General features: G+C 57.3%; 13 protein-coding genes. 6 read left to right on the forward strand and 7 right to left on the reverse strand.

Going from position 1 to position 13,528, the window contains the following annotated elements:
* Positions 1-6: 6 nt before the first annotated feature.
* The 3 genes from pfkA to cpxP form a co-directional block, all read right to left on the reverse strand.
* Positions 7-969, reverse strand: coding sequence for a 6-phosphofructokinase (gene pfkA / locus ABLU87_RS20150; RefSeq protein WP_004127238.1), 963 nt, complete (start codon positions 967-969; stop codon positions 7-9).
* Positions 970-1,171: 202 nt separating this feature from the next.
* Positions 1,172-2,068 (reverse strand): CDF family cation-efflux transporter FieF, encoded by an 897-nt coding sequence (fieF, locus tag ABLU87_RS20155; RefSeq protein WP_014227425.1) that lies wholly within the window; start codon positions 2,066-2,068, stop codon positions 1,172-1,174.
* Positions 2,069-2,217: 149 nt separating this feature from the next.
* Positions 2,218-2,721: a cell-envelope stress modulator CpxP gene (cpxP, locus tag ABLU87_RS20160; RefSeq protein WP_004855993.1), complete on the reverse strand. Its 504-nt coding sequence runs from the start codon at positions 2,719-2,721 to the stop codon at positions 2,218-2,220.
* 149 nt (positions 2,722-2,870) lie between these two features.
* Here cpxP and cpxR point away from each other — a divergent pair, with 149 nt between their 5' ends.
* Positions 2,871-3,569, forward strand: a complete 699-nt coding sequence (gene cpxR, locus ABLU87_RS20165; RefSeq protein WP_004127228.1) for an envelope stress response regulator transcription factor CpxR — start codon at positions 2,871-2,873, stop codon at positions 3,567-3,569.
* A complete protein-coding gene (cpxA, locus tag ABLU87_RS20170) occupies positions 3,566-4,939 on the forward strand; it encodes an envelope stress sensor histidine kinase CpxA (RefSeq protein ID WP_004107505.1) in 1,374 nt (457 codons plus the stop codon). The genes cpxR and cpxA overlap by 4 nt, the downstream gene beginning before the upstream one ends.
* 91 nt (positions 4,940-5,030) lie before the next feature.
* On the opposite strand, the gene yiiM is transcribed toward cpxA, so the two are convergent.
* Both yiiM and sodA read right to left on the reverse strand, forming a co-directional pair.
* Positions 5,031-5,705 (reverse strand): 6-hydroxyaminopurine reductase, encoded by a 675-nt coding sequence (yiiM, locus tag ABLU87_RS20175; protein ID WP_014227423.1) that lies wholly within the window; start codon positions 5,703-5,705, stop codon positions 5,031-5,033.
* A 71-nt stretch (positions 5,706-5,776) separates the two neighbouring features.
* The gene (gene sodA, locus ABLU87_RS20180; RefSeq protein WP_004127220.1) at positions 5,777-6,397 is read right to left on the reverse strand and encodes a superoxide dismutase [Mn]; all 621 of its coding nucleotides are present in this window, start codon (positions 6,395-6,397) and stop codon (positions 5,777-5,779) included.
* A 291-nt stretch (positions 6,398-6,688) separates the two neighbouring features.
* On the opposite strand from sodA, the gene rhaT reads away from it, so the two are divergent.
* The gene (rhaT, locus tag ABLU87_RS20185) at positions 6,689-7,723 is read left to right on the forward strand and encodes an L-rhamnose/proton symporter RhaT (RefSeq protein ID WP_004107493.1); all 1,035 of its coding nucleotides are present in this window, start codon (positions 6,689-6,691) and stop codon (positions 7,721-7,723) included.
* A gap of 5 nt (positions 7,724-7,728) precedes the next feature.
* Here rhaT and rhaR read toward each other — a convergent pair whose 3' ends face one another.
* Together rhaR and rhaS are read right to left on the reverse strand one after the other, a co-directional pair.
* Positions 7,729-8,577 (reverse strand): HTH-type transcriptional activator RhaR, encoded by an 849-nt coding sequence (gene rhaR, locus ABLU87_RS20190; RefSeq protein ID WP_004127212.1) that lies wholly within the window; start codon positions 8,575-8,577, stop codon positions 7,729-7,731.
* A gap of 73 nt (positions 8,578-8,650) precedes the next feature.
* A complete protein-coding gene (gene rhaS, locus ABLU87_RS20195; protein ID WP_014227422.1) occupies positions 8,651-9,487 on the reverse strand; it encodes an HTH-type transcriptional activator RhaS in 837 nt (278 codons plus the stop codon).
* Between the two features lie 311 nt (positions 9,488-9,798).
* Here rhaS and rhaB point away from each other — a divergent pair, with 311 nt between their 5' ends.
* From rhaB to rhaD, 3 genes are all read left to right on the forward strand, one after another.
* Positions 9,799-11,265: a rhamnulokinase gene (rhaB, locus tag ABLU87_RS20200; protein ID WP_025106562.1), complete on the forward strand. Its 1,467-nt coding sequence runs from the start codon at positions 9,799-9,801 to the stop codon at positions 11,263-11,265.
* Entirely contained in the window at positions 11,262-12,521 is a 1,260-nt protein-coding gene (gene rhaA / locus ABLU87_RS20205; RefSeq protein ID WP_025106561.1) for an L-rhamnose isomerase, read from the forward strand. Before rhaB ends, rhaA begins: the two co-directional genes overlap by 4 nt.
* Before the next feature lie 136 nt (positions 12,522-12,657).
* Positions 12,658-13,488 (forward strand): rhamnulose-1-phosphate aldolase, encoded by an 831-nt coding sequence (rhaD, locus tag ABLU87_RS20210; protein WP_122116877.1) that lies wholly within the window; start codon positions 12,658-12,660, stop codon positions 13,486-13,488.
* Positions 13,489-13,528 lie beyond the last annotated feature (40 nt).

The following is a 13,528-nucleotide window of genomic DNA, read 5'->3' on the forward strand; positions in this document are numbered from 1 at the left end:
GGAGGCTTAGTACAGCTTCTTAGCGCAATCCAGCCAGTCGCTTTTGAACGGACGCTTCATGTTTTCGATAGCGTCGATAATGTCGTGGTGAACCAGCTTCTCGTTCTGAATACCAACGCAGCGGCCGCCGAAGCCCTGCAGCAGCAGGTCAATCGCGTACGCGCCCATGCGGGATGCCAGAATACGGTCATAAGGAACCGGAGAGCCACCGCGCTGAATGTGGCCCAGTACGGTGGCACGAGTTTCACGGCCGGTCTCTTTCTCGATGTAGTGAGCCAGCTCGTCGACGTCGCACATATGCTCGGTGATCGCCACAATCGCGTGTTTTTTGCCTTTCGCGATACCCGCCTTAATTTCTGAAACCAGGTCGTCGCGCGTGTATTCAACCTCAGGCACCATGATGAACTCACAGCCGCCGGAGATAGCTGCCGCCAGGGTCAGATCGCCGCAGTAGCGGCCCATCACTTCAACAACGGAAATACGCTGGTGGGAGGAAGAGGTATCACGCAGGCGGTCAATAGCCTCTACCACGGTGCTCAATGCGGTAAAGAAGCCGATGGTATAGTCGGTGCCTTTAATATCGTTGTCGATGGTGCCCGGCAGACCGATGCAGGGAAAGCCCATCTCAGTCAGACGCACGGCGCCCATGTAGGAACCGTCACCACCGATAACCACCAGCGCATCCAGGCCGCGCTTTCTCATATTTTCAATCGCGACGGCGCGAATATGTTCTTCGCGGAATTCTGGAAAACGCGCAGACCCCAGGAAGGTGCCGCCGCGGTTGATCATGTCGGAAACGCTGTAGCGGTCGAGCTGAACCATACGATCTTCATACAGGCCGAGGTAACCGTCATAGATTCCAAAAACTTCCAGACCTTCCGTTAATGCCGCACGCACAACGCCACGAATTGCTGCGTTCATGCCCGGGGCATCACCGCCACTTGTCAACACACCGATTTTCTTAATCATGACTACCTCTGAACTTAGGAAGCAAAAAATAATCCTGTTGCCTGAAGCGCCCCTCACGAGGAGTGCACAACGATAATTGCAATAGTATATCAAACGCTTCTGGCTGAATTGATTCAGGTCAGACCAAATGGCGGTAATTTATACAAAAAATGCCGATCCGCCCCACACTTTTACATCGAGTTTACAGACTATAACCTAAAGATCATAAAACACCCTGCCGCCCTAACGGCACCACAGAGCAGGGGTCCTGGTGGATAATGACATCGGACCCGGGAAAACGGAGCAACAGCGCCTGCTCCACCTGGTCGGCAATCACGTGTGCCTGAACCAGCGGGAGGTTATCTTCCATTTCCAAATGAATCTGAATAAAGCGAGTCGGCCCTGACTGCCGCGTTCGTAGATCGTGCGCCCCGCTGACGCCTGGCCACGCGGTCACGATATTGATAATTTCCTGGCGTTCCTCATCAGGAAGCGCGCGGTCTAACAACGACTGAACGGCGTCATAAGCCATGCGCAGCGCGCTATATAAAATATAGACGCCTATACCTAATGCAAACAGCGCATCAGCACGGTGCCAGCCGTACCAGGAGAGGGCCAGCGCCACCAGAATTGCGCCGTTCATCATAACATCAGACTGATAATGAAGCATATCCGCCCGTACCGCCTGACTTTGTGTTTTTCTTACTACCCAGCGCTGGAACGTGACCAGCAGCAGCGTGCTGACCAGCGCAATCAGCGTCACCACCATCCCTACGCCCGCCGCATTCATCGGCTCAGGACGAACGAGATGATCAATACCGGTCAAGAACAGAAACAGCGCCGAGCCGGAGACAAACATACTTTGCGCCAGCGCGGCCAGCGATTCCGCTTTACCATGGCCAAAGGTATGTTCTTCATCGGCAGGCTGCAGCGAATAACGCACCACCAGCAGGTTGGTCAACGAGGCGGCGATATCCACCAGTGAATCAACCAGCGCCGCCAGAATACTCACAGACCCGGTATACCACCATGCAAAAATCTTGATCAAAAGTAACGCAGAGGCCATCACCGTTGCCGCAATCGCCGCGCGGCTCACCAGCTGCCCATAAGATTGATTCATAAACGCTCCTTACTTCGCGATGCGCTTAGTATAACCCGATCTTTTACCGGGACGGGGAGGCAGGAGGGCGCTGAATAACGGGCAAAAAAAACCCCCACATCATGTGGGGGAAGACAGGGATGGTGTCTATGGCAAGGAAAACAGGGTTGTTACTGGGGTTGCAGGGTATTGCTACTACTCGAAAGCATCATCGCTGAGCCTTTTTGCATCCGTGCAACCTCACGCAACTGATCCATTCGTTGCTGGTGCTTAGCGTTTAAAACCGCTTGCTGCTCTGGCGTTAGCAGGTGATACATCTGGTTGCGAACTTTTGCCATTTCAACCTGGCGGGCAACCTGTTCCTGCGCCATCTTATCTGCCTGAGCGCGTACAGCGTTTTCATCAAAATTTTCTGCGGTGACAAGGCGATGCATTGTCTCCATTTCGCTAACATTAACGGGTGGCCTGTCGTGGCGTGCCCGCTGCATAAGATCTCGTAACTGTTGCCGTTGGTGTTCAGTTAAACTTATGCCGTCAAACATATGGCTCTGGCTGCTGCGCTGGACCCCTTCGTCTCCGGGAAGCCAGTTAACGCTGGTGACGACTTCAGCGGCTTGGCTATATGCACTTAGCGCCAGCGTTGAGGCCATGACGGCAGCGATAACATTGCGCATCACATACTCCCAAAACGTTTGTGTCGCGATTCAACGAGAGAGAGTTTACGATGCAGGCTGCAAACATGCGTCAGGGGGTGTAAAACAACGTAAAGTCATGGATTAGCGAGCCTTGATGACGTAATTTCTGCCTCGGAGGTATTTAAACAATGAATAAAATCCTGTTAGTAGATGATGACCGGGAGCTCACCTCCCTGTTAAAAGAGCTGCTTGATATGGAAGGTTTTAATGTGCTCGTCGCCCATGATGGGGAACAGGCGCTGGCCCTTCTGGACGACAGCATCGATTTACTTTTGCTTGATGTGATGATGCCGAAGAAAAACGGTATCGACACGCTCAAAGAGTTGCGTCAGACACACCAGACCCCGGTTATCATGCTAACGGCCCGCGGGAGCGAGCTGGATCGCGTTCTCGGCCTCGAGCTGGGCGCGGACGATTATTTGCCTAAGCCGTTCAACGATCGTGAGCTGGTGGCGCGTATACGCGCGATTCTGCGCCGGTCGCACTGGAGCGAGCAGCAGCAGACAACCGAAGCCGGTTCACCGACGCTGGAAGTGGATGCGCTAAGCCTTAACCCCGGCCGCCAGGAAGCCAGCTTCGATGGTCTGACCCTGGAGCTGACCGGCACCGAGTTCACCCTGCTCTATCTTCTGGCGCAGCATCTTGGCCAGGTGGTATCGCGTGAGCATCTTAGCCAGGAAGTGCTGGGTAAACGCCTGACGCCATTCGATCGCGCGATCGATATGCACATCTCCAACCTGCGGCGCAAGCTGCCGGAGCGCAAAGACGGCCATCCGTGGTTTAAAACCCTGCGCGGACGCGGCTATCTGATGGTATCGGCTTCATGATTGGAAGTTTAACCGCACGCATCTTCGCTATTTTCTGGCTCACGCTGGCGCTGGTGTTGATGCTGGTTCTGATGCTGCCTAAGCTGGACTCGCGCCAGATGACCGAGCTGCTGGAGAGCGAGCAACGTCAGGGCATCATGATTGAACAGCACGTCGAGGCCGAACTGGCGAACGATCCGCCAAACGACCTGATGTGGTGGCGTCGTCTGTTTCGCGCCATCGATAAGTGGGCTCCGCCGGGCCAGCGTTTGCTGCTGGTCACCAGCGAAGGTCGCGTTATCGGTGCCGAACGCAACGAAATGCAGATTATCCGCAACTTTATCGGCCAGGCGGATAACGCCGACCATCCGCAGAAAAAGCGCTATGGTCGTCTGGAAATGGTCGGGCCTTTTTCCGTCAGGGATGGAGAAGATAACTACCAGCTCTATCTGATTCGTCCTGCCAATACGTCACAATCAGACTTCATCAATCTGCTGTTCGACCGGCCGCTACTGCTGCTGATCGTCACGATGTTAGTCAGCGCCCCGCTGCTGCTATGGCTGGCGTGGAGCCTGGCGAAACCCGCGCGTAAGCTCAAAAATGCCGCCGATGAAGTCGCCCAGGGCAACCTGCGTCAGCATCCGGAGCTGGAAGCCGGTCCGCAGGAGTTTTTAGCCGCCGGGACCAGTTTTAACCAGATGGTGACCGCGCTGGAGCGCATGATGTCCAGCCAGCATCGTCTGCTGTCCGATATCTCGCACGAACTGCGCACGCCGCTGACCCGCCTGCAGTTAGGCACCGCATTGCTGCGCCGCCGCAGCGGGGAAAGCAAAGAGCTGGAGCGGATTGAGATGGAAGCGCACCGGCTGGATAGCATGATCAACGACCTGCTGGTGATGTCGCGCAATCAGGCGAAAACCGCGCTGGTCAGCGAAACGGTGAAAGCCAACCAGCTGTGGGGCGAGGTGCTGGATAACGCCGCCTTTGAAGCCGAACAGATGGGGAAATCGTTCACCGTCGAGTATCCGCCGGGGCCGTGGCCGCTGTACGGTAACCCCAATGCGCTGGAAAGCGCGCTGGAGAATATCGTGCGTAACGCGCTGCGCTACTCGCATACTAAAATTTCGGTAAGCTTCTCAGTGGATAAAGACGGCATCACGGTGAACGTCGATGATGACGGCCCGGGCGTGAGTCCGGAGGATCGCGAGCAGATTTTCCGTCCGTTCTACCGTACCGATGAGGCGCGCGACCGCGAGTCTGGCGGTACCGGCCTGGGGCTGGCGATTGTCGAGGCGGCGATTCAACAGCATCGCGGTTGGGTAAAGGCCGACGACAGCCCGCTGGGCGGCCTGCGCTTAACCCTCTGGCTGCCGCTGTACAAGCGCACCTGATCCCCCCGGCCTGGCTTCACCGGGCCGGGTTCGAAACGGGTAGCCCGGATAAGGCGCAACGCGCCGCAATCCGGGAACGCGCACGGAAGCGCTATTTTCCCCACAATCTCCGCGAATTATTTTCGATCTTCCCGCTCAGGCGCCGTTTCTGCATGGTACGGCTCCAGCTTACCGACAGCCCCGCCGCGGAGAGCAGACGGTGGTACTGCTCATCATCAAACGGCATCTGCCAGGCGATGGCGCCCGCTTCGTGAACGCTCACGTCGCTGAGCCGGGAAACCAGCGCCAGCGGCGCATCGCTGGATACCTGCCCGCCCGCCACCACCCGATACAGCCAGCCGGTTTTGCCGCTGTTTTGCATAAGCTGCGCCATATCGCTGACGGCAAAGTGATAGTTGAGCTTGAAGCACGGCGATCGCGGCTGCGTGACCTGAATCAGCGCTTCTCCCCAGCGGAAGATATCGCCAATGTAGACGTTTTTTTCGGTCAGCCCTTCGGTCGAGAGATTTTCGCCAAACGCCGGGGCGCAGAAAAGATCCGCCTGCTGCGGAAGCTCACGGGCCCAGTGGGCGTAGTGTTCACGGGGATAGTGGCACAGCGCGCGGTCCGGCCCGCCGTGAATTTTCTTCTCCGCCTGCTCATCGCCCTCCAGCCCCAAATCGCCGAGGGTCAGTTCACCATCGACCTGAATTTTACCGATGGCGCTTGGACGGCTGCCGTCATAATCCCTTACCTTGCCCACAAAGACATTCACCGGATAGTGCATCGCTGCTCCTTTGCTGCGGATATAAAAAAAGCGAGTCATCAGACTCGCTTCTCGCTCAGCACAATGCAACCTTATTTTTTGGCGGCAAAACGCGCTGCGGCTTCGTCCCAGTTCACCACGTCCCAGAACGCTTTGATGTAGTCCGGGCGGCGGTTCTGGAATTTCAGGTAGTAAGCGTGTTCCCACACGTCCAGGCCGATAATCGGGAAGCCGGAAGCGCCGGAGATCGCTTCGCCCATCAGCGGGGAGTCCTGGTTAGCGGTAGAAACCACCGCCAGCTTGTCGCCTTTCAGCACCAGCCACGCCCAGCCGGAGCCGAAACGGGTCGCCGCCGCTTTTTCAAATTCCGCTTTGAAGTTGTCAACGGAACCGAAATCACGCTCGATAGCCGCTTTCAGGTCGCCCTGCAGGGTGGTACCGGTTTTCAGGCCTTTCCAGAACAGGCTGTGGTTAGCGTGGCCGCCTGCGTTGTTACGCAGCACGGTTTTTTTGTCTGCCGGCAGCTGATCCAGTTTGGTAATCAGCTCTTCTGCGGATAGGCTCGCGAATTCAGGCAGGCTTTCCAGCGCTGCGTTAGCGTTATTTACGTAGGTCTGGTGGTGTTTAGTGTGATGGATTTCCATCGTCTGCTTGTCAAAATGCGGTTCCAGGGCGTCATAAGCGTACGGCAGGGCAGGCAGTGTATAACTCATAATCATCTCCATTATTGTCGAGCGGCGGAAAGTGTTAATGCCGCGTAAGCAGTTGGTTCATTATAGTTAATTAAATGATATTGAAAACGCTTATCAATGCCGTATTTTTAATAAGGTTATAACAACGGGTAATAGATGTCGTTTTGTGATACAGAACAACTAATTAAGTTTTTGGTTGCCAGGTTCAGGCTTCGGGTGGCAACAGCTTAAAGGCGGAAAAACTGACCGATTTTTACACTCATCGGGTCGGAAGAAGATTTATCCGATAAAAAATAGATGAGGATAAAATCAATGAATCACGCGATTACGATGGGTATTTTTTGGCATTTGATAGGTGCGGCCAGTGCAGCCTGTTTCTATGCCCCGTTCAAGAAAGTTAAACATTGGTCCTGGGAAACCATGTGGTCTATCGGCGGTATTGTCTCCTGGCTGATCCTCCCCTGGGCCATCAGCGCCATGCTGCTGCCCGATTTCTGGGCCTATTACGGTTCTTTTAACGCCTCCACTCTGCTGCCCGTTTTCCTGTTCGGCGCCATGTGGGGTATCGGTAATATCAACTACGGCCTGACGATGCGTTACCTGGGGATGTCGATGGGGATCGGCATCGCCATTGGTATCACGCTGATTGTCGGCACGTTAATGACGCCGATTCTTAACGGTCAGTTTGATGTTCTCATTAACACTAAAGGCGGCCAGATGACGCTGCTCGGCGTGCTGGTCGCGGTGATTGGCGTGGGTATCGTCACCCGTGCAGGCCAGCTGAAAGAGCGCAAAATGGGCATCAAAGCCGAAGACTTCAACCTGAAAAAGGGGCTGCTGCTGGCGGTGATGTGCGGCATCTTCTCGGCCGGTATGTCGTTCGCCATGAACGCCGCCAAGCCGATGCATGAAGCCGCCGCCGCGCTCGGCGTTGATCCGCTCTACACCGCGCTGCCAAGCTATGTGGTGATCATGGGCGGCGGCGCGCTGGTCAACCTCGGCTTCTGCTTTATCCGTCTGGCAAAAGTAAAAAACCTGTCGATAAAAGCCGACTTCTCGCTGGCAAAACCGCTCATCATCAGCAATATCCTGCTTTCGGCGTTAGGCGGCCTGATGTGGTATCTGCAGTTCTTTTTCTACGCCTGGGGTCACGCCAGCATTCCGGCGCAGTACGACTACATGAGCTGGATGCTGCATATGAGCTTCTACGTGCTGTGCGGCGGCCTGGTGGGTCTGATACTGAAAGAGTGGAACAACGCCGGCCGTCGTCCGGTGGGCGTCCTCAGCCTCGGCTGCGTGGTGATTATTATCGCCGCCAATATCGTTGGTCTGGGAATGGCGAACTAGCGTCGTCAGGCGGCGGTGCGACTGCGCTGCCGCCACTGCCCCGGCGTCATGCCTATCTCGCGGTTAAACACCACCGAAAAGTAGTTGCTGTCTTCAAACCCGCACTGCATCGCCACTTCACCAATCAGCCGTTCGGTATGCTGCAGCAGATACTGCGCGTGACAGATGCGCAGCTGGCGCAGGTAGTGGTTGATGGTCATCCCCGTCTGCTGACGAAACTGCTGGCGCAGCGCGCGTTCGCTGCACCCTTCGCGCTCGCAAAAACGGTCAAGAAAGAAAGGACGATTGAGGCTGCCCGCCAGCTCGGTGAGCAGCTTATCGAGCAGCGCTTCGCTTTGGGTTGCCGCCAGATTATCGGTGGCGTAGCGATAGCGCTGAAGAATAAGCGCCAGCTGCGCAAACAGCAGTTCGGCCATATTATTGGCCTGCGCATCGCTGCGGCTACTTTCATGCTCCAGCTGGGTAATCACCTGCCTGACCTGGGCCATGCCGCTGCTGCCAATCCGCCAGTGCGGAACCCACGGGGTGCCGAACAGGCCGGGAATGTGCGCCGCCCAGTCAAAGTTAAGCCGCAGCCGGTCCGGGCAATAAATGACGTTTTGCAGGACGAGATCGTTCACCGAGGCGTAGGAGTGTTTATCTTCCGCGCGGATATAGAACAGATCGCCGCGGGTAATGCGCCACGGGCGATCGTTCAGGACGTGCAGGCCGTTACCCCGCCACACCAGCACCAGTTCGCAGAACTCATGGGTGTGCTCGGCGAAGACGTTTTGCGGATAGCGATCCGCCACCGCCACCGCCTGAGCGGGAGAGGCAAAAAATTCATCTTTGCGAAGAATCAGCTGACCTGCCACGACATCAACTCCGGACGCGAATAACGTTTCATTATTCGCGTTTATGTCTGTCAAAACGTTGACTGCTCTCCCGTTACTGAAGAATGGCGTCGCGCCCCTGGCGAATATCGCGCGGAGACCAGTCAAACTCGCGGCGGAAAAGCGTCGAAAAGTGGTTACTGTCGCCGAATCCGCAGCGATAGGCGATATCGGTCACGCTATCATCGCTATGGCGCAGCAGATGGCGCGCTTTCATCAACCGCACCCGATTCAGATAGCGCTGCGGCGTCAGCCCGGTTTGCTGTTTTAACTGACGGTGCAGGGTTCGCAAGGAGAGCGAAAAGCGCGCCGCCACCTCTTCCCAGCAGATATCTTCAGCAAAATGGTCTTCCAGCCAGGCCATCAAATGGTTGAGCCGCGCGTCGTTGTTGGCGGCCCCTTCGGCGAGGCTGCTTTTACGCAGGTGCACCAGCAGCTGCATAAATAAAATCTCGCGGCTGGCGATGGCGTGCATATCCGCATCCGCGCCAACGTTCTCCATCTGCTCCACAATCTGGCGCACCTGCTGCAACGCATTCTGATTCACCCGCCAGTGCGAGAGGTAGTTCCCCTCCTGCTCCTGCGGCAACAGCGCGTTCAGGCCGGACAAAAAGCGAAACGCGTCCGGCGCGCGATAGAGCACGTTAGTCAGGCATAAATTATCCGTGTGCTCGTAGAGATGGCGATCGTGATCGCGGATAAAGCAGACCGAGCCGCCGCTGATGGTGTAGGGCTGGCCGTTGAAAACGTGAATCCCGGTGCCGTGCTCCACAATAACAATCTCATGAAAATCATGGTGATGCTCAGGAAAAGCGGATTGCGGGAGCCGCGGCTCAATGGCGACAGCTGAAACGCCGGACTTAAAGAAATCCACACTGTGCAACATAGTCATAGCCGCTCCTCGAGATGAGAAAAGTTATCAATCAGTGGAGCAAATAGTAATTAAGGGTCGGCGATCCGGCCTTCAATTTTTGACCGCAAAATTCGTAAAGCCTGCCGCTTTTTCAAGAAATGACGGGAAAGATCGGGAACTGCGGACAACATCACATCCCTCACCCCAGCGCGGAGAAAACGAAACTGTGACCTCCCTCACGGTCACCTTTGCTTTCTTGCCAGCGGCCAATTTTCCCTGTCAGTAACAAGAAGGTGAGCCCGACGCGACTTTTTTAGACTGCATGCAATGATTTTCACAAGGATCTTCCCATGAGTTATCGTCATTGTGTCGCCGTCGATTTAGGCGCCTCCAGCGGGCGGGTGATGCTCGCCGGTTATCAGCCCGGTCAGCAAACGCTGGCGCTGCGTGAAATTCACCGTTTTACCAATAGCCTGCAAAAGGTGGATGGCTTCGACTGCTGGGATCTCGATAGCCTGGAAGGGGAAATTCGCCGCGGTCTGGAGAAGGTCTGCGAACAGGGCATCCTGATCGACAGCATCGGCATCGATACCTGGGGCGTGGATTATGTCCTGCTGGATAAAGCGGGTCAGCGCGTCGGCCTGCCGGTTTCCTATCGCGACTCCCGCACCCAGGGCCTGATGCGCCATGCCGAAGAGCAGCTGGGCCGGGCGGAGATCTACCGCCGCAGCGGTATTCAGTTTCTGCCGTTTAATACCCTTTATCAGCTGCGCGCGCTGGTTGAACAGCAGCCGGAACTGGTCAGCCAGGCCGCGCACGCGCTGCTGATCCCGGACTACTTTAGCTTCCGCCTGACCGGCAACATGAACTGGGAATACACCAACGCCACTACCACGCAGCTGGTCAACATCAACAGCGATAGCTGGGATGAAGATCTGCTGAACTGGAGCGGCGCGCCGCGCGACTGGTTCGGAACGCCGACCCATCCCGGCAACGTTATTGGCCACTGGATTTGCCCGCAGGGCAATAACATCCCGGTGGTCGCCGTCGCCAGCCACGATACCGCCAGCGCGGTTATCGCCTCGCCGCTGGCCAGCAAAAACGCCGCGTATCTCTCTTCCGGCACCTGGTCGCTGATGGGCTTTGAAAGCAAAACCCCCTGCACCAGCGATGCGGCGCTAAGGGCCAATATCACCAACGAAGGCGGTGCCGAAGGCCGCTATCGGGTGCTGAAAAATATTATGGGCCTGTGGCTGCTGCAGCGGGTGCTCAAGGAGCAAAACGTCGGCGACCTGCCGGCGCTGATCGCGCGTACCGCTGCGCTTCCGGCCTGCCGCTTCGTCATTGACTGCAACGATGACCGCTTTATCAACCCGGACAACATGAGCGCGGAAATCCAGGCCGCCTGCCGCGAAGCCGGGCAGCCGGTTCCCGATACCGACGCCGAGCTGGCGCGCTGTATTTTTGACAGCCTGGCGCTGCTCTACGCCCGGGTGCTCAACGAGCTGGCGGCGCTGCGCGGTCAGCCGTTCAGCCAGCTGCATATTGTCGGCGGCGGCTGCCAGAACGAACTGCTCAACCAGCTGTGCGCCGACGCCTGCGGCATCACCGTGACCGCCGGCCCGGTTGAGGCCTCCACCCTGGGCAATATCGGCATTCAGCTGATGACCCTGGACGAGCTGCACAACGTCGATGAATTCCGTCAGGTGGTGCGGCAAAACTACGCCCTCACCACCTTTACCCCCAATCCTGAAAGTGAAATTGCCCGCTTCGTCGCGCAGTTTCAGCCACAACAGACCAAGGAGCTTTGCGCATGACCACTCAACTTGAACAAGCCTGGGAAATTGCCAAACAGCGCTACGCCAGCGTCGGCGTGGACGTCGAGGAGGCCTTGCGCCAGCTGGATCGCCTGCCCGTTTCCATGCACTGCTGGCAGGGCGATGACGTCGTCGGTTTCGAAAACCCGGAAGGAAGCCTGACCGGCGGTATTCAGGCCACCGGCAACTACCCGGGTAAAGCGCGTAACGCCAGCGAGCTGCGCGCCGACCTTGAGCAGGCGCTGAGCCTGATCCCCGGGCCAAAACGTCTGAACCTGCACGCGCTCTATCTCGAATCCGACGCGCCGGTGCCGCGCAATGAAATTAAGCCGGAGCACTTTAAAAACTGGGTTGAGTGGGCGAAAGCCAACAAGCTGGGGCTCGATTTTAACCCCTCCTGCTTCTCGCATCCGCTAAGCGCCGACGGCTTTACGCTGTCGCACGCCAACGATGAAATCCGCCAGTTCTGGATCGATCACTGCAAGGCCAGCCGCCGTATTTCCGCTTACTTCGGCGAGCAGCTGGGCACGCCGTCGGTAATGAATATCTGGATCCCGGACGGCATGAAGGATATTACCGTTGACCGCTTCGCGCCGCGCCAGCGCCTGCTGAACGCGCTCGATGAAGTGATCAGCGAGAAGCTGGACCCGGCGCACCACATTGATGCCGTCGAGAGCAAACTGTTCGGTATCGGCGCGGAAAGCTACACCGTCGGCTCCAATGAGTTCTATATGGGCTACGCCACCAGCCGCCAGACCGCCCTGTGCCTGGATGCCGGCCACTTCCACCCGACGGAGGTCATCTCCGACAAAATCTCCGCCGCCATGCTCTATATCCCGCGCCTGCTGCTGCACGTCAGCCGTCCGGTACGCTGGGACAGCGACCACGTGGTGCTGCTGGATGACGAAACCCAGGCCATCGCCAGCGAAATCATCCGTCACGATCTGTTCGACCGCGTGCATATCGGCCTCGATTTCTTCGACGCTTCGATTAACCGCATCGCGGCGTGGGTGATTGGCACGCGCAATATGAAGAAAGCGCTGCTGCGCGCCCTGCTGGAACCGACCGCCCAGCTGCGTCAGCTGGAAGTCGACGGCGACTACACCGCCCGTCTGGCGCTGCTGGAAGAGCAGAAGTGCCTGCCGTGGCAGGCCATCTGGGAGATGTACTGTCAGCGTCACGATACGCCGGCAGGCAGCCAGTGGCTGGATAACGTACGCGCTTATGAAAATGCGGTTCTGAGCCAGCGCGGGTAATGCCCGGACGTTCCCCGGGTCGCGGCCGGGCTACGAACTGGTAGCCCGGATAAGCCGTTTACGGCGCAATCCGGGGCTCGCACATATTCAGGGCGAGGGGCCAACCCCGCGCCGAATCAACAGGAAAGACAAGACTATGCAGACCATTATCGACGCCTGGTTCGTCCAGGGCATGATTAAAGCCACTTCCGACGCCTGGCTGAAAGGCTGGGACGAGCGCAACGGCGGCAACCTGACGCTGCGCCTCGACGAAGCGGATATCGAACCCTACGCGGCGGATTTCCACGCTAAACCGCGCTATATCGCCCTGAGCCAGCCGATGCCGACGCTGGCTAACCAGCCGTTTATCGTCACCGGTTCCGGTAAATTCTTCCGTAACGTCCAGCTCGACCCGGCGGCGAACCTCGGGGTGGTGAAAGTCGACAGCGACGGCGCGGGATACCATATTCTTTGGGGCCTGACCAACGATGCGGTGCCAACATCCGAGCTGCCGGCGCACTTCCTGTCGCACAGCGAGCGCATCCGGCTGACCAACGGTAAAGACCGGGTGATCATGCACTGCCACGCCACCAATCTGATCGCCCTGACCTTCGTGCTGGAGAACAACAGCGATCTGTTTACCCGCAAGCTGTGGGAAGGGAGTACCGAATGCCTGGTGGTCTTCCCGGACGGCGTCGGCATCCTGCCGTGGATGGTGCCGGGCACCGACGAAATCGGCGAGGCCACCTCCGAGGCGATGCAGAAACATTCGCTGGTGCTGTGGCCGTTCCACGGCGTTTTCGGCAGCGGCCCCAATCTGGACGAAACCTTCGGCCTGATCGATACCGCTGAGAAATCCGCCGAGGTGCTGGTGAAAGTTTACTCAATGGGCGGGATGAAACAAACCATCACCCGCGAAGAGCTGGTCGCCCTTGGCAAACGCTTCAACGTTCAACCCCTGCAGTCCGCGTTAGACCTTTATCCATAACAACATCGCGCCCCGCTCACCGAGACGGGGCGAAAAAATC

Origin of the sequence: Klebsiella sp. CB_Kp196 (assembly GCF_040061575.1) — a bacterium.
Classification (GTDB): domain Bacteria; phylum Pseudomonadota; class Gammaproteobacteria; order Enterobacterales; family Enterobacteriaceae; genus Klebsiella; species Klebsiella michiganensis.